The following is an 18,476-nucleotide window of genomic DNA, read 5'->3' as shown; positions in this document are numbered from 1 at the left end:
CGCGCGCTTGTCAAGAGCGTTCCGCAGGGGCCCGGCGGGGAGCAGCAGTTGACGTCTCCTCGGTCGCCTGTTCCACTTGGGCTCATGCGTCCCTTGCAGCGGCTGGTCACCCGCGACCACATCGACTTCGGTCGGGTGTGGTCCTGCTCCTGTCAGCGCTAGCGCCCTGCCGGGCGTGTGGGCCGATGACGGCCCCGCCCGACGTTTCTCGCTTTTCGTCGCCGGCTTTCCGGCTCTGTGCCGAGTGCTGACCTGGCGCAGTCACCGCCGGGAAACCGCCGGCCAATTCCGCTGAACTCCCTTTCCGCTGCGGCGGACAGGGGTTTCCCACGCCTTCACACCCCTCCCCTCATTCCGTTCCGCCCCGCGGAAGGATGCCTGTGCCCGCCCGCGACACCGTGCGCCTGACGACGCCTCACGACCCGCTCGCCCGGCCCCTTCTGGAGGAACTCTCCCGCGAGTACCGCACCCGTTACGGCTCGGACGCCGATCTGCGCCGCTATCCCGCCGCCGAGTTCGCACCGCCCGACGGCATGTTCCTGCTGCTCCTGGACAGCGGCGGGCAGGCCGTCGCGGGTGGCGCGTACCGCAGGTACGACGCGGAGACCGCCGAGCTCAAGCGCATCTGGACCCACTCGGAACACCGCCGCCGCGGCCTCGCCCGCCGGGTGCTGCGCGCCCTGGAGCGGGAGGCCGCACGACGCGGCTACCGGCGCATGTGGCTGACCACGGGACCGCGCCAGCCGGAGGCCAAGGGGCTGTATCTGGCCGCCGGTTACCGCCCGCTGTTCGACCTGTCCGCCGAGCCCGAGTCCCTCCGCAAGCTGCCGTTCGAGAAGCACCTCGACCCACCGGAGCCCCGCACACCATGAGCACCAGACGCCCCGTACGCCGCGCCCTGTCCGCCGCCCTGCTCCTCCCCGCGCTGCTCGCCGCGGTGTCCGGCTGCGGCACCGCCGCCCCGGCGGAGGGCGGAGGGCCCGCGCCTCTGCCCACCAAGGACGTGGTCTCCGCCGCGCGCAAGGATCCGAAGGCCGCGCGCCTGCTGCCCGCCTCCGTACGCGAGAAGGGCACGCTGCGGCTGGCCAGCAGCGTCGGTTCGCCGCCCTCCTCCGCGTACCTCGACGACGGCAGGACCGTGGTCGGCCAGGACATCGACTTCGCCGACGCCGCGGCCCGCGTACTCGGCCTGAAGCTGCAGCGCGAGGAGGCCGGCTTCGAGGCGATACTCCCCGCGCTCGGGAGCGGCAAGTACGACCTGGGCACCGGCAACTTCGGGGTGACCGACGACCGGCGCAGGAGCATCGACTTCGTCACGTACATCAACGACGGGCAGGGCTTCGCCGTGCGCGAGGACAGCGCGCTCAAGAAGGTCACCTCGCTGACCCAGCTCTGCGGGAAGACGGTGGCCACCGGCGCGGGCACCACCTTCGAGAAGACCTTGGAGGACCACAGGGCGGAATGCGCGAAGGCCGGGAAGAAGCCGTACTCGGTGAAGACCTACGCGGAGACCAGCGCCCCGTGGGCCGCGCTCCAACAGGGCCGGGCCGACGTCGTGATGAGCACCATCAACGGCGTGCGCTACGCGGTGAAACAGCAGCAGGGCCTGCGCTTCCTCAACGAGTACAAGCGGCTCGACGTGGGCTTCGCGCTCAAGAAGCACTCGCCGCTGGCGCCCGCCCTGCAGGCCGCCGTCGAACGCCTGAAGAAGGACGGCACCTACGACCGCATCCTCGAGAAGTGGGGCACCACGCCCTCGGCCATCGACCGCTCCCGCATCAGCCCGCCCGAAAAGAAGTGAGCGCCGCGCCGCCCCCGTCGCCGCCGCTCAGCAGTCGCACCCGCAGTCGCAGCCATCGCAACCGTCGCAGCAACTGCACGAATCACAGCAGTTGCATCCGTCACAGCAGTCGCAGCAGTCCCCGCACTTGTGGCACCAGCCCTCGCGGGACTGCCCGTTCCACGGGTCGTGGTACGGGTCGCGGCAGCACACCTGGCCCATGACGCAGAGCCCGGTCCACACCGCGCACCCCGCGAACAGCCCGCGCCTGCGCCCCCGGCCGCCCCGCCCGTCGTCGCCGCTGCCGCCGCCGTCGTCACCGTCGGGATCACCGCCGGGTCCGCCGGGCGCGTACGGATTCGGCTGCTGCGGCGCGTGCGGGCCCGCTCCGTGAACGGCGTTTTCGGTTGCCGAACAGCCGTGCCCACGGCCCCCGTCGTGCGGACCCGCCGCACCGGCGGCGCGGAACGACCGCTTCACCGACTTCCGCAGCTCCCTGCCGAGCAGCAGCCGCGCCAGGGCGCCGTCGGTGAACTCCACCTCGTCCAGCGCCAGCCGTATGCCGTACACCGCGTCGTCGCACAGCCGCCGCGCCTCGCGCAGGTCCGTGCCGGTCGCGGCCAGCGGATTCCACGCGCCGCTCTTCTCATCCGCCGTCAGGTCCTCCACGGCGTCCAGCAGATGGGCCAGCCGCCCGAACAACCTGCCCGTCTCGGCGAGCGGTTCCTGATTGCCGGGCCGCCCCGCGAGCACCGCCGTGTGCGCGAACGCCGCGGCCGTCGCCGTCTCCGCCGGCTCGGTGACCTCCAGCACCGAAGTGCCGGGCCCCGCCGCGTCCTCCAGCGCCCGCTGCCGGTCCACGGCGTCGGTGAGCAGCGCCGTGTCGAACCCGAGCCCGGCCCCCGTACGAGCGCCGGCGCGGTCCCATCCGGCGGCCACCGTGCGCGCGGCGGCTGCTACCGGCTTGCGGCGCAGCGCACCGTCGCCGTCGTCCGCGTGGTCGCGCATCTTCGCCGAGGCGAGTACGAGGGAGACCGCGGCGGCGAGCCGTGCTCCCTCGCCCTGCGCGACGGACGCCCTGCGCATGCCCCTCAACGGGCAGGGCCCGGCGGTGCGGCGCCATCCTCCTTCGCCGCCCGGCCGTTCGGCCTGCGCCTCTACCAGTACCGAGACGATCAGGCCGTCGTAATTGGTGGCGACACGCGAGAACTGCCCCGTTTCGCCCCGCAGTGCGAGGCACAGCCCGCACAGATGCGCCGTCCACTCCGTACTCAGCCGCTCGCCGAGCCCATGCCGGCAGGGCCGGACAATGCCGAACACCGCTCCCCCGTTCCGCAGTTCCGTGCTGTGGCACCGGCGCTCGGCATGACCGCAGCACCTCCGCAGGACATCACGCGGACCGCGCCGGCCGGTGCGGCAGGCACTCTAGCCCGTCACGTGCACGACAAACGGAGGGGGTCGTTCTCCGTCCGGGAAGCGGTCTTTCTCACCCGTCTGTCCCCCCGGCCACCCGTCCGGCGGCGCAGGGCGAAATCCGGTTCTCCGTCAGCTCCCGTTCCCCGCAAGGCGCCTGATACCACGCCAGATTCCCGTGCCGTTCGTGCACCAGTACCGTCACGAATCACGTTTCCAGTGGCTATCCGCTTGGCGCATCATCCGCCTCATGCACGACCATAGAGTTGCGGACGGTGCGGAAGCCGCGCAGAGGAAAGGAGGCGTCCATGGGATCGGTGCGCAAGGCGAGTGCTTGGCTCGGCCTCGTCGACGACAACGAGATGCGTTACTACGACGACGACTACGCCGAGGGGCCGGAGCCCGGCGACGCCGCCGACGCCACCCGCGAGCCGTGGGTGACGGACCCGCGGGTGCGGGTCACGGCGGAGGCCGCGCAGGACCAGGGCACGCGCATCGCGACGGTCACCCCGGACGGTTTCCGTGACGCGCGGGGCATCGGCGAGCTCTTCCGGGACGGCGTCCCGGTCATCATGAATCTGACGACCATGGAGCCGGCCGACGCCAAGCGCGTCGTCGACTTCGCCGCCGGGCTGACCTTCGGTCTGCGCGGTTCGATCGAACGGGTCGCGACCAGAGTGTTCCTGCTCTCCCCCGCCGACTACCACGTGGTCAGCGGCGAGGAGCGGCGCGCCGCCGAGGGCGGCTTCTTCAACCAGGACTGAGCCCGGCTCCCCTCGCGGGAGCCGGGCCGCGGTCCGCCCCTCCACGGTCCGCGCAACGGGGCGCGGCGGGGCGGCGGGGCCGGCGAGTGCGGCTCAGCGGAACGCCTCCAGGCCGGTGAGCGCCTTGCCGAGCACCAGTTGGTGCATCTCGACGGTGCCCTCGTAGGTGAGCACCGACTCCAGGTTGTTGGCGTGCCGCATCACGGGATATTCGAGGGAGATCCCGTTCGCGCCGAGCACGGTGCGGGCGGTGCGGCAGATCTCGATGGCCTCCCGCACGTTGTTCAGCTTGCCGAAGCTGACCTGCTCGGGGCGCAGTCCGACGGCGTCCATGCGGCGGCCCAGGTGGTGCGCGAGCAGGATGCCCTTGTGCAGCTCGACCGCCATGTCGGCGAGCTTGGCCTGGGTGAGCTGGAATCCGCCGATGGGCTTCCCGAACTGCTCGCGGGTCTTCGCGTACTCCAGCGCCGACTCGAAGGCGGAGCGGGCCGCGCCCATCGAGCCCCACACGATCCCGTACCGCGCGTGGCTGAGGCAGCTCAGCGGGCCGCGCAGCCCGGTGACCTCGGGGAGCACGGCGTCGGCCGGCAGCCGGACCTCGTCCAGCACGAGTTCGCTGGTGACCGAGGCGCGCAGGGACATCTTGTGCTTGATCTCGGGCGCGGAGAAGCCGGGGCTGTCGGTGGGGACGACGAAGCCGCGTACGCCGTCGTCGGTACGGGCCCAGACGACGGCCACCCCGGCGACCGAGCCGTTGGTGATCCACATCTTGCGCCCGGTGAGCACCCAGTCGGAGCCGTCCCTCTTCGCGTACGTACGCATCCCGGCGGGGTCCGAGCCGTGGTCGGGCTCGGTCAGGCCGAAGCAGCCGATGACCTCGCCCGACGCCATGCGCGGCAGCCACTGCTGCTTCTGCTCCTCGCTGCCGTAGCGGTGGATCGCGTACATGGCGAGCGAGCCCTGCACCGAGACCAGGGAGCGGATGCCGGAGTCGGCTGCCTCCAGCTCCAGGCAGGCGAGGCCGTACTGCACCGAGCTGGCGCCCGCGCAGCCGTAGCCCTCCAGGGACATGCCCAGGGCGCCGATCCCGCCGAGTTCGCGGGCGAGCTCGCGCACGCCGGGGAGCTCACCGCTCTCGTACCACTCGGCGATGTGCGGCAGCACGCGGTCCGCCGCCCAGGTCCGCACGGTGTCGCGCACCGCGCGGTCCTCGTCGCTCAGCAGGTCGTCGAGGCCCAGCGGGTCGCCGGCGTCGAACGCGGGGCGCTTGCTCATGGTGGGTGCCTCCCGGCAGGAAGATCAGCAGCGGCTCGCCGCTGACGCTACGACCGGCCCACACCGCTCGACAAGAGGTCCCCGGGGCCGCTGTCCTGGTCGTTCCTCCCCGGCGCAGGCCCTGGGCCGCCGCCCCTCGCCCTCTCCCGCGCGCGGCCCTGCTCCATGCTGCGCGGCAGCCGCAGCGCGGCGAGCGCCCCCAGCACCAGCAGTCCGGCACTGACGGTGAGCGTCACGTGCAGCCCGTGGACGAAGGCGTCGCGCGCGGCCTCGCGGAGCGCGGCCCCGGTGCCCCCGCCGAGCTGGTCGGCGACCTCGTACGCCTCGCCCAGCGAGTGGCTGGCGTCCCCGGCGTCGGGGCGCGGCACGCCCTTGAGCTCGCGGACGCCGGGCGCGTAGGCGGCGTTCATCACGCTGCCGAGGAGCGCGATGCCGATGCCGGCGCCGAGCTGGTACGCGGTCTCGCCGACGGCGGCGGCGCCGCCCGCCTGGTCCGCCGGTGCCTCGCTGAGCATCGACTCGTAACACCCGAAGAGCGTGGTCTCCAGGCCGAAGCCGAGCAGCACGAAGCCGCCGATGAGCGCGGCGGGACGATCCTCCTGGCCGACGGTCAGCAGGCTGAGCACGGCGACCGCGGTGAGCAGGAAGCCGAGCGAGACCATGGCGCGCGGGCCCAGCAGCCGCAGCAGGCGGGAGCCGCACAGGCCGGCGGCGATGGCGGCGAGGGAGAGCGGCAGCAGGCGCAGCCCCGTCTGCAACGGGGAGAGGCCGAGCACCAGTTGGAGGTACTGCGCGGCGATCAGCGCGAGCCCCACCAGGGCGAGCACGGTGAGCACGATGCAGCCCAGCGAGGTACCGAAGGCGGGCCGCGCGACGGTGCGGAAGTCGATGAGCGGGTGCGCGCGCCGGCGCTGCCGCAGCACGAAGGTGACCAGCAGCACGACGCCGAGCACCAGCGGGACGATGGTCAGGGGCGAGAGCGGATCGCCGCTGCCCGCGCGCTTCACGCCGAGGATCACGCCGAAGAGCCCGGTCGCGGCGAGCACCGCGCCGAGCACGTCCCACGGCCCCTCGGCGTCGCTGGTGGACTCGGGCAGCAGCCAGCGGCCCACGGGGAGGCTGGCCGCCATCAGCGGGATGTTGACCAGGAACACCGAGCCCCACCAGAAGTGCTCCAGCAGGGCGCCGCCGACCAGCGGCCCCACCGCGGCGCCGACCGCGGCGACCGCGCTCCAGATGCCGACGGCGAGCGCGCGCTCCCTGCGGTCGGGGAAGACCAGCCGCAGGATCGACAGGGTGGCGGGCATGATCATGGCGCCGCCGACCCCGAGCAGGGCGCGGGCGGCGATCAGCACTCCTGGGGTGTGCGCGTAGGCGGCCAGCGCGGAGGCCAGCGCGAACAGCGCGTAACCGAACAGCAGCACACGGCGTCGCCCGATCCGGTCGCCGAGCGTGCCGAAGAGGATGAGGAGGGCGGCGCACACGAGCGGATAGGCGTCCACGATCCAGAGCAGCTCGGCCGCGCCGGGCCGCAGGTCCTCGGTGACCGCGGGAACGGCCACGTGCAGCACCGTGGCGTCGATCGCGACGAGCAGCAGGCTGGCGCAGAGAACGACGAGGACGGTCCAGCGGTTGGCGGGACCGCGGTGGACCGGCGGCTGTTCGGGGACGTCCGCCGCCTCCTGGCCCCTGGCCGTGGTCGTCCCGGACATGTACGCACCTCCTCTTGCGCTCGCGCCTTCCCGTGAGTCCGTGGGAGATCGCCGTCAGCGGTGCCGGGACAGTGCACCGCGGCACGGATGCGGAAGGGCGAGTGGGCGTTAGCGTACGCGAGACGTCGCGGGCGCAGCGTGGCGCATCACACTTCGCCTCCCGGCTCGCACACACCTTCCCGCTCGGGTCCCCCGCACGGGGCGCGCACGAGCGGCGCCCCGGGCAGCGTAGGCGAGACAGGGGGGCGCGGCCCAGCCGCGCACGGGGGCGTCGCGGCGGCGCACCGGGGCCGAGGCCGGTCCGCGGCCGGTCCGCGCGGCCCTTCCCCTTCCCGGCATAGGAAGGGGGAATTCCCCCTTACCTGTCGGTGAACGCAATTCTTTCAACGGTGCGGATTGTCACTCCGCAATCAACCACCCGGATTGCCGTGGGTAAGTCCCGGATAAGCTGCGGGAATTCACGGAACAATGGCCCGCGTGAGACGCACTCCACATCACATCGTCATCACGAACCCGGTGACATGTCAGAACCCCTCTCGCGGCCGATGTACCGTCGATTGGGTGCGTACCGACCGAATCCTCGCCCGGCTTGAGCAAGAGCCGGAGCGACCTAGCAGCCGCGATGTGCCGCGCATGAGCCGCACCCGCATCGCGTTGTGCGGCGTGACATTGGTGCTGTATGCGCTCATTGTCCTTGCCGTGCTCATGCCGACCGAACTCGTGCGGCTCGACTGGCAGCTCTTCCTCTTCCGGCCCTACAAGCAGTGGCCGGAAGTGCACGCGCTCCTCGACTACTTCGTCGTGCTGGGCCAGCGCGGCCCCACGGCCGTGCTCGTGATGGCCTGGCTGGGCTGGCGCTCCTGGCGCCAGCGGACGCTGCGGCCGCTGCTGGTGCTGGGCACCTCGCTGCTGCTGCTGAACGCCTCGGTCGGCGCCGTGAAGTACGGGCTGGGGCGGCAGGGCCCGCACTACGCGACCTCGATCGGCTCCGCCGAACTCTTCGCCGGCGGCGACATATTCCCCTCGGGACACACCGCCAACGCCGTGGTGACCTGGGGCATCCTCGCCTATCTCGCGACCACGCCGAGGGCCCGCAGATGGCTGTCCGTGGTCGCCGCCTTCTTCTCCCTCAGCATCGGCGTGACCACGGTCTACCTGGGCACGCACTGGCTCAGCGACGTGGTGCTCGGCTGGGCGGCCGGGCTGCTGGTGCTCCTGGCACTGCCCTGGTGCGAGCCCGCCATCGCGCGGGTGGAGGCGCTGATCTTCGCGCTGCGTGCCAGGTTCCGCTGGTCACAGCAGCGCCGGCGCGGTCTGGTGCCCGCGCCGGCCGCACCGGTGGGGGCGCAGTCGCAGGCGCATTCCGGGCACGCCGCCCCTTCCGCGCACGGCGCGCGCGGCACGGCCGCCGCCTCGGCCCTGCAGAGCGCGCAGCAGACGGCCTCGCAGATGGCCCAGGACGAGGCCGCGGAGAGCGGCGCGGGCGCACCGGGAGCGCGCCCGTCCGCCGCGTCCTCGGCCACCGGCGGGTCCTCGGGCGGCGCCGCGGCGCGGCACCACGCGGCGGGCGCCCGCCAGCACCCGCTGCACCCCGACCGCGGAATCCGGCCGGTGCGGCAGCGCTGAGCACCGCGGCGCCGGACACCGCGGCGGCCCGCACACCGGCACCGCGGGGGCGCACCGGCGCATTCCCCAACTGACCGCACCGCCGGGCGAGTACGGCCCGCCGTACCGGGAATCCCCTTGAGCGCGGGGCACGGTACGCACAGCCTTCGCCCCGCACACAACGGCCCCGGCACTCCTCGCGAGTGCCGGGGCCGTGTCGTGTGCGCGGGGCTTCCGTGGGCGGCGGCGCGTCCCGTGTGCGGCGCTCCCGTGGGCGCGGCGGGTCCTCAGCCGGGCCAGCAGCGGACCACGGTGCCTCCCTCGACCGCCAGATTGATGCGCCCCACCAGGTACTCCATGGTGATGACCGCGTCCGGTGCGAGCGTCCGCACGGTGCTCCAGCCCCGCTCGTAGGCGCGCGCTTCGGCGTCGTCCACGGCGAGTCCCACATAGCTCTCCGGCTCGTCCGCAGACGGATCGGGTGCCGCTGATTCCGGTGCCATGCGGGACACCGTACGACCTCGCGTTATCAGCCCGGAAGTCCCGGCCCGATCCGTGCCGCGTCACACTTCTGTCACAGCATCACAGGCGCGCTGCGCAGTTACCCGTATCACTCGTACGTGCCCGATGCAGCCGGTCGATTTCCGGGCGCGCGGACTTCCCCGATTCCGCGTTCGGAAACCAACACCCGCAAGGACGCCGGGAATTCACACGGGGTCCGGATTTCCGTTTGCCGGACGGGCCGCGGGTACCCGGCGCTGCGAGGAACCCCCATGACAGACAACGAAGACCTCGCACCGATCGAAGTGATGCGCGCGGCCCGCGACGAACTCGCGGAGCTGACCGGTATGTGCGCGGAGTCCGTGTCCAAGTTGCAGCGCGAAGGCGACGGCTGGGCTCTGGAGATCGAAGTGCTCGAACTCTCGCGCATCCCGGACACGATGAGCCTGCTGGCCACCTACGAGGTGACCCTCGACGGCGGCGGCCGGCTCACCGGCTACCGGCGGCTGCGGCGTTACGAGCGCGGCCGCACCGGCTCATGAGCCCAGGCGCTCACCCGGTGAGGGGAGCGCCGCCGGCGGCCGCGCGCCGTCCACCCGGGAGGGGTGAACCACCGACATGACCGTTGTTCCGGCACAGCAGCAGACCGGCGGCGGAGGAGGCACCAGCGGCCTGTACGACGTACTGGAACTCGTCCTCGACAGGGGGCTCGTGATCGACGCCTTCGTCCGCGTGTCCCTCGTCGGCATCGAGATCCTGAAGATCGACGTACGCGTCGTGGTGGCGAGCGTGGACACGTACCTGCGCTTCGCCGAGGCCTGCAACCGGCTGGACCTGGAGTCCGGCCAGAAGAAGCCGTCCGGGCTGCCCGAGGCCGTCGGCGAGATCACCGAGTCCGGCGCCGAGGGCAAGACCAAGGGCGCGCTGTCCGGCGCCGCGCAGACGTTCTCCGACGCGTTCAAGCAGGGCCGCGAGGAGGGTGACGGCGCACGAGCGGGCGACGGGCGCGAGAAGCAGAGCTCGGGCGCCAGGCGCCGCCCCGCCTCCCGCAGGAAGGAGGAGTCCGAGTGAGCGTGTACGTGTACGGGATCGCCAGGGACGATCACCCCGCGCTGCCCGAGCGCATGGAGGGCGTCGGTGACCCGCCCCGCGCGGTGCGCACCGTGCGCGAGGGCGGTCTCGCGGCCGTCGTCAGCGACTGCCCCGAGGATCTGCGGCCCCGGCGCCGCGATCTGCTGGCCCATCAGCAGGTGCTGACCGAGACCGCGGCGGCCGACGTGGTGCTGCCGCTGCGCTTCGGCAGCGTCTCGGCCGACGAGGACACGGTGCGCTCGGTCCTCTCCGAGCACTCCGAGCACTACCGCGGCCAGCTCGCCGAGCTGGAGGGCTGCGTGGAGTACAACGTGAAGGCCGCGCACCACGAGGAGGCCGTCCTGCACCAGGTGCTGGAGGAGGAGCCCGGGGTACGGCGGCTGAGCGCGGCCAACCAGGCGGCGGGCGGCGGCACCTACCAGGACCGGATCCGGCTGGGCGAGCTGGTCGCCGAGGCCGTGCGGCAGCGCGAGGAGCGGGACGCCCGGCGCGTCGAGGAGGCACTGGCGCCGCACGCCGAGCGGCACTGCCCGGGCCCCGAGGGCCAGGGCTGGCTGGCCAACCTCTGCCTGCTCGTACGCCAGGTACCGCGGGCACCGGGGGGCGCGCAGGACCCGCAGGCTTCGGAGGCTTCTGAGGAGGAACCGCAGCCGTCCGCGCAGTCGCGGCAGGACGGTGCCGAAGGACTGCTCGCCGCCGTCGACCGGCTGCGCGAGGCCAACCCGCAGCTCGACGTGCGGGTCTCGGGACCGCTGCCGCCGTACAGCTTCGTGATCCAGCCGGTGGCGGCCGACGCGCCCCCGCCCGGCGGACCCGAGCAGCCGCAGCGGCCGCAGCAGTACGCGGGGTGACCGCCGATGGGCCTGCTCGGCGAGGTGCTGAAGCTGCCGGCCGCGCCCGTGCGCGGCGTCGGATGGGTGCTGCGGCAGGTGGTGGCCGAGGCGGAGCGGCAGTACCGCGACCCCTCGGCCGTACAGGAGGAACTGCGCCGGCTGGCCGAGGACCTGGACGCGGGGCGCATCGGCCGGGAGGAGTTCGAGCGGCGCGAGGAGGAGCTGCTGGACCGCCTGGAGGCGGCGGGCGCGGCACAGGAGACGGGACCGCAGGAGGAGCGAGGAGAGCCCCGATGACGAATCGCATGGCGCTGGCACTGGCCGTCACGGGCGGCTACGTACTGGGCCGTACGAAGAAGATGCGGCTGGCCCTCGGGGTCGGCGGGATGGTGCTGGGCCGGCGCCTGAACCTCGGCCCCCGGCAGCTCGCCGGGATGCTCGGCGAGCAGATCAAGGACAACCCGCAGCTCGCCGAGCTGGGCGGCCAGTTGCGCGAGGACCTGTCCGGTGTCGGCAGGGCCGCGACCGGCGCGCTGGTGAGCCGGCAGCTGGAGAACCTCGCCGACTCGCTGCACGGCCGCACGGAGGACATCCGCGACGGCCTCGGCGCGGCGATACCCGGCGAGGTGGTCGACAGCGAGGAGGACGAGCAGGAGGAGCAGGGCCGGGACGAGGAGCGGGACGAGGACGAGAGCGCGTCCGCCTCCAGCGAGGACGGCAAGGGCGGCGCGGCCGGCAAGAGCAGCAAGCCCTCCCCCGACACCAGCACCAGCACCAGCACCAAGAAGGCCGCCTCCGCCGCCAAGTCCGGCGCGGGCACCGCACGTTCGGCCACCGGCAAGGCGGCGGGAAAGACTCGTTCCGCCTCCGCCAAGGGCGCGGGCAAGGCACCTGCCAAGTCGGCCAAGGCGGCGTCCCAGGGCAAGTCGGCGGCCAAGACCGCGGGCGGGAAGGCCCGCACCGGCGCGGGAGGTGACCGCCGTGGCTGAGCGGCAGAACAGGCGCGAGGGCGACTCCGTACTCGGCAGCCTCAAGGAGGAGCTGCGCGGGCCCGCGGTGGACCGCCTCAAGGAGGAGGCCGCGCACTACGCGGCCGCACAGGCGCAGCGCCTGGTCAGCGCGACGGGCCGCAAGCTCGGCGCGACCACCGACCGCCTCAACGAGGTGGCGGAGGGCCGCAGTCCCGGCCTGCTCTCGCTGGCGAAGGAGGGCGGGAAGAAGGCCGCACAGGGCAAGGGCCCGCTCCGTTCGGCGCTGGAGATCGGCGCGTCGAATGTCAAGGACAAGGCGAAGGAGGCCGTCCAGAGCCTCGGCGGCTCCCGCAAGGGCGGCGGCGGACAGGGCAAGTTCGTCACGATCGCCGAGCAGACCGACGTGGGCGTGCCGGTGCGCGAGGCGTACGGCCAGTGGACGCAGTTCCAGGAGTTCAGCACCTTCACCAAGGGCGTGCAGGGCGTGGAGGCCACCGACGACACCTCCTCCAACTGGCGCGCCAAGGTGTTCTGGTCGCAGCGGAGCTGGAAGGCGGACGTCACGGAGCAGGTGCCGGACGAGCGGATCGCCTGGACCTCCGAGGGCGCCAAGGGCACCACCAAGGGCGTCGTGACCTTCCACGAGCTGGCGCCGAACCTGACCCGGGTGCTGCTGGTCATCGAGTACTACCCGAAGGGCCTCTTCGAGAAGACCGGCAACATCTGGCGCGCCCAGGGCCGCAGGGCCCGCCTCGACCTCAAGCACTTCCGCCGCTTCGTCACGATGCGCGGCGAGGCCACCGGCGCCTGGCGCGGCGAGATCCGCGACGGCGAGGTCGTCCGCGGACACGAGGAGGCCGTGGAGGCCGAGGGCGAGCGGGACTCCGCGCCGGCCGAGGACGAGCAGGAGGCGCCGGCCGAGCCCGAGGAGCCCGACGGCGACGAGGCCGAAGTCGAGGAGGACGAGGAGGACTTCGAGGGCGAGGAGCCGCCCGAGGAGGACGACGAGGAGACCTACGAGGACGAGCGCCGGTACGGGGACGAGGAACCGTACGAGGACGAGGAGCCGTACGAGAGCGAGGACGAAGGCGAGGGCGCGGGGAAGCGCACCCGCTCGCGGCGCACCGTGGAGAGCGCGCGATGACGGCTCTCCCCGAGCGCTACGCCTCGCAGGGCGGCGGCTCCAACCTCGCCGACATCCTCGAACGCGTCCTGGACAAGGGCGTCGTCATCGCCGGCGACATCCGCATCGACCTGCTCGACATCGAGCTGCTCACGATCAAGCTCCGGCTGATCGTGGCCTCGGTCGAGCGGGCCGAGGAGATGGGCATCGACTGGTGGCGCGACGACCCCTCGCTGTCCTCGCAGGCCCGCACCCGCGCGGTCGAGCGCGGCGACGGGCAGCCGGAGCTCGAACAGGGCCGGCTCCGCGAGGAGAACGACCGCCTCCGCGCCCGCATCGAGGAGCTGGAGAGCGCGGACACGGGCGCGGAAACGGACACGGCGGAGAACGGCACGGCCGACGGCGGCGGACGGCACGGCGCGCAGGACGGCGGACGACAGCGGGCCGCACAGCCCCGGAAGAGGACACAGGCCCGCAAGAAGACACAGCCCCGGAAGGAGCAGAGCGGTGACTGAGGAGCGGACCCCGCCCCTGCTGTACGTGTACGCGGTGCTGGACGAGGACGCGGCGGCCGCCGCCCACGCCACCGGTGTGCGGGGCGTGGGCGGCGGCCCCGTGGAGGTGCTGCGGCACGCCGGGCTGGCCGCGCTCGTCGGCCCCGTACCGCACACGGAGTTCGACGAGGAGCCGCTGCGGCGGAACCTGGAGGACCTGGACTGGCTGGAGCGCACCGCGCGCGCCCACCAGGGCGTGGTGGCGCGGGCCGCGCGCCGGGCCGACGTGCTGCCGCTGCGGATGACCACGGTCTGTCGCGGCGAGGCGGGAGTGCGGCGGCTGCTCGCCGAGGGGCGGGCCCGCTTCGCCGCGGCGCTGGAGGCGCTGTCGGGCCGCGTCGAATGGGGCGTGAAGGTCTTCGCCGCGACACCGGCCCCCGGCACGCCGCGCGCCGACTCGCCCCGTACGGGCGGCCGTTCGGCCCCGGCCGCCGGTGCGGGGCGCGCCTATCTGCGGCAGCGGAGCGGCGCACGCAGGGAGGCGGAGGCGCACGCGGCCCGAGCCGACGCGTGCGCACACGAGGTGCACGACGCGCTGGCGGCGCTCGCCGAACGCACCCGCCTCTACCGGCCGCAGCACCCGCAGCTCTCCGGCACGACGGCCGAGAACCTGCTGAACGCCGCCTATCTGGTGCCCGAGCGGCACTCCGAGGCGTTCGCCGAGCGGGTGGGCAAGCTGGCCGAGCGCGAGCCCGCGGTACGCATCGAGCTGACCGGCCCGTGGGCCCCCTACTCCTTCGCCGATGCCGTGGCCGACGCCGGCACGGAGGGCCGGGATGACGCGTCCGTACGAGGATGAGCCGTACGGCGGCGGGGGCGGGGACGGCCTCGTACCGGAGCACGCGCCGGACCACGTACCCGATCACCGACGGCCGCTCGCGCAGCGGCAGATCGCGCTGGTCGACCTGCTCGACAGGCTGCTGGCGGGCGGCGCCGTCGTCGCCGGCGACCTGACGCTGCGCATCGCCGACGTGGACCTGGTGCGCATCGACCTGCGCGCGCTGATCAGCTCGGTGAACGACCGGGTGCCCTCGCCCTTTCCGGACGCTCCCGTACCGCCCACCGCTCCCGCACCGGAGGAGCACGAGCCATGACCGAGAACGCGCACCGCTCCCCCCGCTCCCGCACCGTGGAGCTGGACCGGGACACCGTCGAGCACGACCTGATGCGCCTGGTGCTCACCGTCGTCGAGCTGCTGCGGCAGCTGATGGAGCGGCAGGCGCTGCGCCGCGTCGACCAGGGAGACCTGAGCGAGGACCAGGAGGAGCGGATCGGCCTGACCCTCATGCTGCTCGCCGAGCGCATGGACGAGCTGTGCGAGCGCTACGGAATCGACCCCTCGGAACTCAACCTGGATCTCGGGCCGCTCGGCCCATTGCTGCCGCGCGACTGAGGGCAGCATCATTGGGCGGTTGGTCCGCACGGCCCACGCACCTCCCGTACCGCAGCGCGGCGAAGGGGCACCGTATGGCGACGCACACCGCAGACGTGACCTCCCAGGGATACCCCGCGGGGCGTCCGCGGCAGCCAGGCCGGCTGGTCGTGGACTGGCTGACCACCACGGACCACAAGAAGATCGGGCACCTCTACCTGGTCACGGCGTTCGGCTTCTTCCTGGTGGGCGGCGTGATGGCGCTGCTGATGCGGGCCGAACTCGCGCGGCCCGGCATGCAGTTGATGACCAACCAGGAGTTCAACCAGGCGTTCACGCTGCACGGCACGATCATGCTGCTGCTGTTCGCCACCCCGATGTTCGCGGGCTTCGCCAACGAGATCATGCCGCTGCAGATCGGCTCGCCCGACGTGGCCTTCCCGCGGCTGAACATGCTCTCCTACTGGCTGTTCCTGTTCGGCGGCGTGATCGTGCTGGCCAGCCTGATGGTGCCGGGAGGGCCCGCGGCCTTCGGCTGGTTCGCCTACGCGCCGCTCAACTCGCTGACCCGCTCCCCCGGCGTCGGCGCGGACATGTGGATCATGGGCCTGGCGCTCTCCGGGTTCGGCACCATCCTGGGCTCGGTCAACTTCCTGACCACCATCATCGGGATGCGCGCGCCGGGGATGACGATGTTCCGGATGCCGGTGTTCACCTGGAACACCCTGTTCACCTCGATCCTGGTGCTGGTGGCCTTCCCCGTACTGGCGGCGGCGCTGCTGTGCCTGGAGGCGGACCGGCGGTTCGGGGCAGTGGTGTTCGAGGCGTCCAGCGGCGGATCGCTGCTGTGGCAGCACCTGTTCTGGTTCTTCGGGCATCCGGAGGTCTACATCATCGCGCTGCCGTTCTTCGGCATCATCACCGAGATCATCCCGGTCTTCTCCCGGAAGCCGATCTTCGGCTATGTGATGCTGATCGGCGCCACGATGGCCATCACCGGGCTGTCGCTGGTGGTGTGGGCGCACCACATGTTCACCACGGGCGGGGTGCTGCTGCCGTTCTTCTCCTTCATGTCGTTCCTGATCGCGGTGCCGACGGGTGTGAAGTTCTTCAACTGGATCGGCACCATGTGGCGCGGCTCGCTCTCCTTCGAGACGCCGATGCTGTGGGCCATCGGCTTCCTCGTGAGCTTCCTGTTCGGCGGCCTGACCGGCGTGATCCTCGCCTCCCCGCCGCTGGACTTCCACGTGTCCGACACCTACTTCGTGGTGGCGCACTTCCACTACGTGGTGTTCGGCACGGTGGTGTTCGCGATGTTCGCCGGCTTCTACTTCTGGTGGCCGAAGTTCACCGGCAAGATGCTGGACGAGCGGCTCGGGAAGATCCACTTCTGGGCCCTCTTCGTGGGATTCCACCTGACCTTCCTGGTCCAGCACTGGCTGGGCGTCGAGGGCATGCCCCGGCGGTACGCGGACTACCTGGCCGCCGACGGCTTCACCGCGCTCAACACGCTGTCCTCGATCGGCGCCTTCCTGCTGGGCCTGTCCACGCTGCCGTTCCTCTACAACGTCTGGAAGACCGCCAAGTACGGGAAGCGGGTGGAGACCGAGGACCCCTGGGGCTTCGGCCGCTCGCTGGAGTGGGCCACCTCGTGCCCGCCGCCGCGGCACAACTTCGTGACCCTGCCGCGCATCCGCTCCGAGTCCCCGGCCTTCGACCTGCACCACCCCGAAGTGGTGGCGTACGAGGCCCAGTACGAGGCGAGCCTGCGGCGCGAGGGCGCCCGGGAGGCCCCGCCGGCCCCGGAAGCGGCCGGTCCTGACACGACGGAGGGCCCGGACTGAGCCGGGCCCTCCTCCAAGCTCCGGGCCGGGGGCGCCTCCTGACCGCAGGCGGCGCCCCCGGCCGCCGTCTCACCAGCGGTACCAGCGCGCCCTGCCGCCTCCGGCGGCCGTGCCGCGCGCCAGGAAGCCGACCAGCCAGATCACCAGGACGGCGAGGGCGATCCACCACAGCGCCTTCAGCGCGAAGCCCGCGCCGAACAGGATCAGTGCCAGCAGCAGTACCAGCAGAATGGGAACCATCGCTCAGAACACCTCCAGCCCACCGGGTAGCCAGGAGGCGGCGGTTCACACCGTTCCTGCGGCTCCCTCTGCCACCCGCAGCGCCAGGTCGTTGTCCGCCGTGTAACAGGGCTGCACGGTCAACGCATCGGCACCGTCGCCCACTCGGCCCGGCGCGTAGACGTAGGTGTGCTCCTTGTCGGCCACGTCGTCGAGTATCCGCGCGATGCGCACCGGCTGCGCCTCCTCGGTGCCGCCGTCCCCGTCGCCGCCGGTCGCGAGCAGCAGCCGCCAGGGCAGCGCCGCGTGCCCCGCCAGGTCCGCGTACCGCAGCCGAACGGTGAACGCGGCGCCCTCCGCCCCCGATTCGTCCTCCACCCGGCTCACCGGCACGGTCACCCGCGCGGGCTCGCGCGCCCCGGCCGGATCGCGGAGCTGGGCCACCAGGGCCGCCTCGGCGCCGAGCTCGGCCCCGTACAGCCGGCCCTCCAGCACGAAACCGTCCTCGTCGGCGTGGAGTTCGCCGGCCTCCGCGTGCGGCCAGCGCAGCCAGGCGCGCACCGTGAGGTGCCCGTCGACGGCCGCGTACGGTATCCGCACACCCAGCCAGGTGCGCCCGTGCCGCGGGGTGCGTCCGGTCAGCGAGCGCAGGTCGTGCGCGCCGTGCCGCATCCGCTGCGGGCCCTCGTCGCCCGCCGCGCCGTCCAGGCAGCCGCCCTCCAGATAGGCGTCCCAGCGGCCCTCGGGCAGCGACATCGTGCTGGGCAGCGCGGCGCGCAGCGGTCCGCCGGGCGCGACGGGGGTGAGCGGCAGGCGTACCGTTCCGTCGCCGTTGTCCAGCGGGTCCGTGCCGCGCCGCACGAGCAGGACGGCGGCGTTCTCCAGCGCGCGGGCGCGCACGGCGGGCGGAATCTCGTGCGCGGGCTCCGGCAGCCGTACGTCGAAGGTCAGCCCGCCCGCGCCGTCGGCCGTGCAGTCGGCGACGGGCAACTGGGCGGTGTCCTGGGCAGGTTGCGGCGGCAGGCCCCTGCCGTGCCGCAGGGCGCCGCGGTGCGGCACGGTCTCCGCCGGCGTCGGCGGAGTGCTCTCGGTGGTGGCCCGGGTGGTCATGCTCGAGCTCCAAGGGGCGCGGTGTGGCAGGTGCCGGACATCTGCTGCCCGGCGGGGTCGGCACCGTCGGCGAACGCGCTGCCCGGCGGTGCCTCGTGGTGCGCGCCGTGCGGCTCCGGGCCGCGGCGCGCCCCCTCCTGGTACACGGTGTGCGGTGCTCCGGCGTGCCACGGGCGCTGGGCGTGCGCTCGCGCGGTGGCGCCGGCCGTCCGGTATGTGCCTCCGATCGGGTGTCCATCGCTGTTCAGAAAAGAAATATGCATTTCACCCGTGTCCAACGGTACTTCGCGGCCAGCCCTCTCTGTCCG

Annotated in this window: 21 protein-coding genes; 15 read left to right on the top strand and 6 right to left on the bottom strand. The window is 72.8% G+C overall.

From position 1 onward, the window contains the following. Nucleotides 1–374 precede the first annotated feature (374 nt). Entirely contained in the window at nt 375–872 is a 498-nt protein-coding gene (locus ABEE00_RS31735) for a GNAT family N-acetyltransferase (protein WP_451918708.1), read from the top strand. After that, nucleotides 869–1,801, top strand: a complete 933-nt coding sequence (locus ABEE00_RS31730; protein ID WP_345749215.1) for an ABC transporter substrate-binding protein — start codon at nt 869–871, stop codon at nt 1,799–1,801. Before ABEE00_RS31735 ends, ABEE00_RS31730 begins: the two co-directional genes overlap by 4 nt. Before the next feature lie 27 nt (nt 1,802–1,828). On the opposite strand, the gene ABEE00_RS31725 is transcribed toward ABEE00_RS31730, so the two are convergent. Next, nucleotides 1,829–3,100, bottom strand: a complete 1,272-nt coding sequence (locus ABEE00_RS31725) for a DUF5685 family protein (protein WP_345749214.1) — start codon at nt 3,098–3,100, stop codon at nt 1,829–1,831. A gap of 401 nt (nt 3,101–3,501) precedes the next feature. Between ABEE00_RS31725 and ABEE00_RS31720 the strand changes: the two genes are divergently transcribed. After that, nucleotides 3,502–3,957: a cell division protein SepF gene (locus tag ABEE00_RS31720; protein ID WP_345749213.1), complete on the top strand. Its 456-nt coding sequence runs from the start codon at nt 3,502–3,504 to the stop codon at nt 3,955–3,957. 93 nt (nt 3,958–4,050) lie between these two features. Here the strand turns inward: ABEE00_RS31720 and ABEE00_RS31715 are convergent, their stop codons facing one another. After that, nucleotides 4,051–5,232: an acyl-CoA dehydrogenase family protein gene (locus tag ABEE00_RS31715; RefSeq protein WP_345749212.1), complete on the bottom strand. Its 1,182-nt coding sequence runs from the start codon at nt 5,230–5,232 to the stop codon at nt 4,051–4,053. A gap of 47 nt (nt 5,233–5,279) precedes the next feature. Continuing rightward, nucleotides 5,280–6,944 (bottom strand): MFS transporter, encoded by a 1,665-nt coding sequence (locus ABEE00_RS31710; protein WP_345749211.1) that lies wholly within the window; start codon nt 6,942–6,944, stop codon nt 5,280–5,282. A 561-nt stretch (nt 6,945–7,505) separates the two neighbouring features. Between ABEE00_RS31710 and ABEE00_RS31705 the strand changes: the two genes are divergently transcribed. Next, on the top strand, nt 7,506–8,570 hold the full coding sequence (locus tag ABEE00_RS31705; RefSeq protein ID WP_345749210.1) for a phosphatase PAP2 family protein: 1,065 nt from the start codon (nt 7,506–7,508) through the stop codon (nt 8,568–8,570). Between the two features lie 266 nt (nt 8,571–8,836). Here ABEE00_RS31705 and ABEE00_RS31700 read toward each other — a convergent pair whose 3' ends face one another. Further along, complete coding sequence (locus ABEE00_RS31700; RefSeq protein WP_345749209.1) at nt 8,837–9,052, bottom strand: I78 family peptidase inhibitor; 216 nt, start codon at nt 9,050–9,052, stop codon at nt 8,837–8,839. A gap of 270 nt (nt 9,053–9,322) precedes the next feature. On the opposite strand from ABEE00_RS31700, the gene ABEE00_RS31695 reads away from it, so the two are divergent. The 11 genes from ABEE00_RS31695 to ctaD all read left to right on the top strand — a co-directional run bounded on the left by ABEE00_RS31695 (nt 9,323) and on the right by ctaD (nt 16,839). Continuing rightward, a complete protein-coding gene (locus ABEE00_RS31695) occupies nt 9,323–9,592 on the top strand; it encodes a gas vesicle protein GvpO (protein WP_345749208.1) in 270 nt (89 codons plus the stop codon). A gap of 76 nt (nt 9,593–9,668) precedes the next feature. Continuing rightward, entirely contained in the window at nt 9,669–10,121 is a 453-nt protein-coding gene (locus ABEE00_RS31690; protein WP_345749207.1) for a gas vesicle structural protein GvpA, read from the top strand. Next, a complete protein-coding gene (locus ABEE00_RS31685; protein WP_345749206.1) occupies nt 10,118–10,993 on the top strand; it encodes a GvpL/GvpF family gas vesicle protein in 876 nt (291 codons plus the stop codon). The genes ABEE00_RS31690 and ABEE00_RS31685 overlap by 4 nt, the downstream gene beginning before the upstream one ends. 6 nt (nt 10,994–10,999) lie before the next feature. Beyond that, nucleotides 11,000–11,272: a gas vesicle protein GvpG gene (locus tag ABEE00_RS31680; protein WP_345749205.1), complete on the top strand. Its 273-nt coding sequence runs from the start codon at nt 11,000–11,002 to the stop codon at nt 11,270–11,272. Continuing rightward, entirely contained in the window at nt 11,269–11,964 is a 696-nt protein-coding gene (locus ABEE00_RS31675; RefSeq protein WP_345749204.1) for a DNA primase, read from the top strand. The genes ABEE00_RS31680 and ABEE00_RS31675 overlap by 4 nt, the downstream gene beginning before the upstream one ends. Then, nucleotides 11,957–13,090 (top strand): SRPBCC family protein, encoded by a 1,134-nt coding sequence (locus ABEE00_RS31670; RefSeq protein ID WP_345749203.1) that lies wholly within the window; start codon nt 11,957–11,959, stop codon nt 13,088–13,090. The genes ABEE00_RS31675 and ABEE00_RS31670 overlap by 8 nt, the downstream gene beginning before the upstream one ends. Next, the gene (locus tag ABEE00_RS31665) at nt 13,087–13,584 is read left to right on the top strand and encodes a gas vesicle protein (RefSeq protein WP_345749202.1); all 498 of its coding nucleotides are present in this window, start codon (nt 13,087–13,089) and stop codon (nt 13,582–13,584) included. Before ABEE00_RS31670 ends, ABEE00_RS31665 begins: the two co-directional genes overlap by 4 nt. Further along, on the top strand, nt 13,577–14,422 hold the full coding sequence (locus ABEE00_RS31660; RefSeq protein WP_345749201.1) for a GvpL/GvpF family gas vesicle protein: 846 nt from the start codon (nt 13,577–13,579) through the stop codon (nt 14,420–14,422). The genes ABEE00_RS31665 and ABEE00_RS31660 overlap by 8 nt, the downstream gene beginning before the upstream one ends. Nucleotides 14,423–14,513: 91 nt before the next feature. Continuing rightward, the gene (locus ABEE00_RS31655) at nt 14,514–14,717 is read left to right on the top strand and encodes a gas vesicle protein (RefSeq protein WP_345749252.1); all 204 of its coding nucleotides are present in this window, start codon (nt 14,514–14,516) and stop codon (nt 14,715–14,717) included. Next, entirely contained in the window at nt 14,714–15,016 is a 303-nt protein-coding gene (locus ABEE00_RS31650; protein WP_345749200.1) for a gas vesicle protein K, read from the top strand. The genes ABEE00_RS31655 and ABEE00_RS31650 overlap by 4 nt, the downstream gene beginning before the upstream one ends. Before the next feature lie 74 nt (nt 15,017–15,090). Beyond that, nucleotides 15,091–16,839 carry an aa3-type cytochrome oxidase subunit I gene (gene ctaD, locus ABEE00_RS31645; protein ID WP_345749199.1) on the top strand — a complete coding sequence of 583 codons (1,749 nt, stop codon included), beginning with the start codon at nt 15,091–15,093 and terminating at the stop codon, nt 16,837–16,839. A 69-nt stretch (nt 16,840–16,908) separates the two neighbouring features. Here ctaD and ABEE00_RS31640 read toward each other — a convergent pair whose 3' ends face one another. Then, a complete protein-coding gene (locus ABEE00_RS31640) occupies nt 16,909–17,079 on the bottom strand; it encodes a hydrophobic protein (protein WP_345749198.1) in 171 nt (56 codons plus the stop codon). Between the two features lie 45 nt (nt 17,080–17,124). After that, nucleotides 17,125–18,168, bottom strand: a complete 1,044-nt coding sequence (locus ABEE00_RS31635) for a hypothetical protein (RefSeq protein WP_345749197.1) — start codon at nt 18,166–18,168, stop codon at nt 17,125–17,127. Between the last annotated feature and the right edge of the window lie 308 nt (nt 18,169–18,476).

This window comes from Streptomyces odontomachicola (genome assembly GCF_039605595.1).
Lineage (GTDB): Bacteria > Actinomycetota > Actinomycetes > Streptomycetales > Streptomycetaceae > Streptomyces.
Note: the sequence above shows the minus strand (reverse complement) of the source record. Positions and strands in the feature narration are given on the sequence as shown.

Bases quoted from the DNA above. Each gene is read 5' to 3' on its own strand.
- ABEE00_RS31735 (WP_451918708.1), top strand. From the start codon at position 375: ATGCCTGTGCCCGCCCGCGACACCGTGCGCCTGACGACGCCTCACGAC.
- ABEE00_RS31730 (WP_345749215.1), top strand. From the start codon at position 869: ATGAGCACCAGACGCCCCGTACGCCGCGCCCTGTCCGCCGCCCTGCTC.
- ABEE00_RS31720 (WP_345749213.1), top strand. From the start codon at position 3,502: ATGGGATCGGTGCGCAAGGCGAGTGCTTGGCTCGGCCTCGTCGACGAC.
- ABEE00_RS31715 (WP_345749212.1), bottom strand. From the start codon at position 5,232: ATGAGCAAGCGCCCCGCGTTCGACGCCGGCGACCCGCTGGGCCTCGAC.
- ABEE00_RS31710 (WP_345749211.1), bottom strand. From the start codon at position 6,944: ATGTCCGGGACGACCACGGCCAGGGGCCAGGAGGCGGCGGACGTCCCC.
- ABEE00_RS31700 (WP_345749209.1), bottom strand. From the start codon at position 9,052: ATGGCACCGGAATCAGCGGCACCCGATCCGTCTGCGGACGAGCCGGAG.
- ABEE00_RS31695 (WP_345749208.1), top strand. From the start codon at position 9,323: ATGACAGACAACGAAGACCTCGCACCGATCGAAGTGATGCGCGCGGCC.
- ABEE00_RS31690 (WP_345749207.1), top strand. From the start codon at position 9,669: ATGACCGTTGTTCCGGCACAGCAGCAGACCGGCGGCGGAGGAGGCACC.
- ABEE00_RS31680 (WP_345749205.1), top strand. From the start codon at position 11,000: ATGGGCCTGCTCGGCGAGGTGCTGAAGCTGCCGGCCGCGCCCGTGCGC.
- ABEE00_RS31675 (WP_345749204.1), top strand. From the start codon at position 11,269: ATGACGAATCGCATGGCGCTGGCACTGGCCGTCACGGGCGGCTACGTA.
- ABEE00_RS31665 (WP_345749202.1), top strand. From the start codon at position 13,087: ATGACGGCTCTCCCCGAGCGCTACGCCTCGCAGGGCGGCGGCTCCAAC.
- ABEE00_RS31650 (WP_345749200.1), top strand. From the start codon at position 14,714: ATGACCGAGAACGCGCACCGCTCCCCCCGCTCCCGCACCGTGGAGCTG.
- ctaD (WP_345749199.1), top strand. From the start codon at position 15,091: ATGGCGACGCACACCGCAGACGTGACCTCCCAGGGATACCCCGCGGGG.
- ABEE00_RS31640 (WP_345749198.1), bottom strand. From the start codon at position 17,079: ATGGTTCCCATTCTGCTGGTACTGCTGCTGGCACTGATCCTGTTCGGC.
- ABEE00_RS31635 (WP_345749197.1), bottom strand. From the start codon at position 18,168: ATGACCACCCGGGCCACCACCGAGAGCACTCCGCCGACGCCGGCGGAG.